A 1,382-nucleotide genomic window follows, 5' to 3' on the forward strand; every position below is an offset into this window, starting at 1 on the left:
CGGCGGCCCATGGCGGCGAAGTTCTCCGGCAGCACCGCCAGGCGCGCGCCGCCGGCCGCCGCCTGTTCCAGCAGTTGGCGGGCCTGGGTCAAATTGGCCAGCACGTCGTCCTGACTGACCATCTGGATCACGGCAAAGGTCATGGCATACCCGATATGGGATGGAAGCGGATGGCTGACAGCTTACCTGGGTTTCTCGAAAGGCTTGTCAAAACTGATCTGCGGACTCTGCATGGGGCCCTTGACGTCGTACTGCACGCTGGCGAAGCGCGCCACGCGGTCGCCGAGCAGCTTGTCGACGACGAACAGCGCGCCGCCGATGGCCGGGGCGCCGACGATCAGCGCGGCCAGCGGCAGGTTGTTGGTCACCGGCAGGGTCACCAGCAGCTTGGCGTCGATCCGCTCGTTGCGCATGTCGAGGTTGCCGTTGAGCTCCAGGTTGCTCGACGGGCCGCTCAGCACGATCGGCTCGCGGGTGACGAACAGGCCGTCGTTGGCCTGCAGCCGCCCCTTGACCCGGTCGTAGCTCAGGCCCTTGCCGAGCAGGTCGGAAAAATCCAGGCGCAGGCGGCGGCCGATGGAGTCGAAATTGAGCAGGCCGAACACCCGCAGCGCCTGCGCCGAACCCTGCACCTCGACGAACTGGCCGTTGCGCAGCGCCGGTTCCAGGCTGCCGGAGAAGCGCTTGAGCGACAGCCAGGCCGGCGAGCCCGGCCAGTTGCCGTCGATATCCAGGCGGAAGCTCTCGCTGGTGGCGCTGGGGGCATAGCCCCAGGCCAGCAGCACCTTGGCCAGGTCCTTGCCCTGCAGACGGCCCTGGTACCAGCTGCGCGTAGCCCCCGGCGCGCCGCGCCAGCCGGCACTGCCGCCGACCTTGAGGCCCTGCAGGTCAAGATCGAGCTGGTCGAAACGCACGCCGTCCGCCTCCGGGCGCGCCTGCAGCGACCAGGCACCAAGAATCTTGGCGCCGCGCCGCACCTCGCCGATGCGGATATCCAGCGCCGGAATCTGCCGCGGGTCGACGGCCGCCAGCGGGTCCGGCGCATCCGCCGGCTTGTCCGGATCGGCGGGCGGCAGGCGCAGGTAATCGAGCTCCACGCGAATCGGCGTCTCCGCCGCATCGGCCAGCAGCACGCGGCCGGCCGCCAGTTCGCTGTCCAGTTGCAGGGCCCAGGCCTGGCCCTCGCGCGCCAGGCCCACTTGCAGATCGTTGAGCTCACCGCCGAAGCCGCGGAAACGCTCGATCCGCAGCTGGGCGTCCTTGAACAGGCGCTGGCTCTCGGCATCCACGCTCACCGCATGACGCTGGCGCACCTGCTGCCAGGCGTCCCAGTCCAGCTCGTCGAGCCGGCCGCGCAGGCGCAGGCCCTGGCTCGACGAGCT

1 protein-coding gene and 1 pseudogene are annotated in these 1,382 nt (G+C 69.8%); both read right to left on the reverse strand.

What is annotated here, in order from left to right; translation table 11 throughout:
• Nucleotides 1–143 (reverse strand): annotated as a pseudogene (locus N878_RS28525) (carbon-nitrogen hydrolase family protein); the annotation flags it as partial.
• Nucleotides 144–182: 39 nt separating this feature from the next.
• Nucleotides 183–1,382: YhdP family protein (locus tag N878_RS20550; protein ID WP_031303623.1), on the reverse strand; the 1,200-nt coding region annotated here is incomplete at its 5' end.

It is taken from the genome of Pseudomonas sp. EGD-AK9 (assembly GCF_000465935.2).
Taxonomy (GTDB): domain Bacteria; phylum Pseudomonadota; class Gammaproteobacteria; order Pseudomonadales; family Pseudomonadaceae; genus Aquipseudomonas.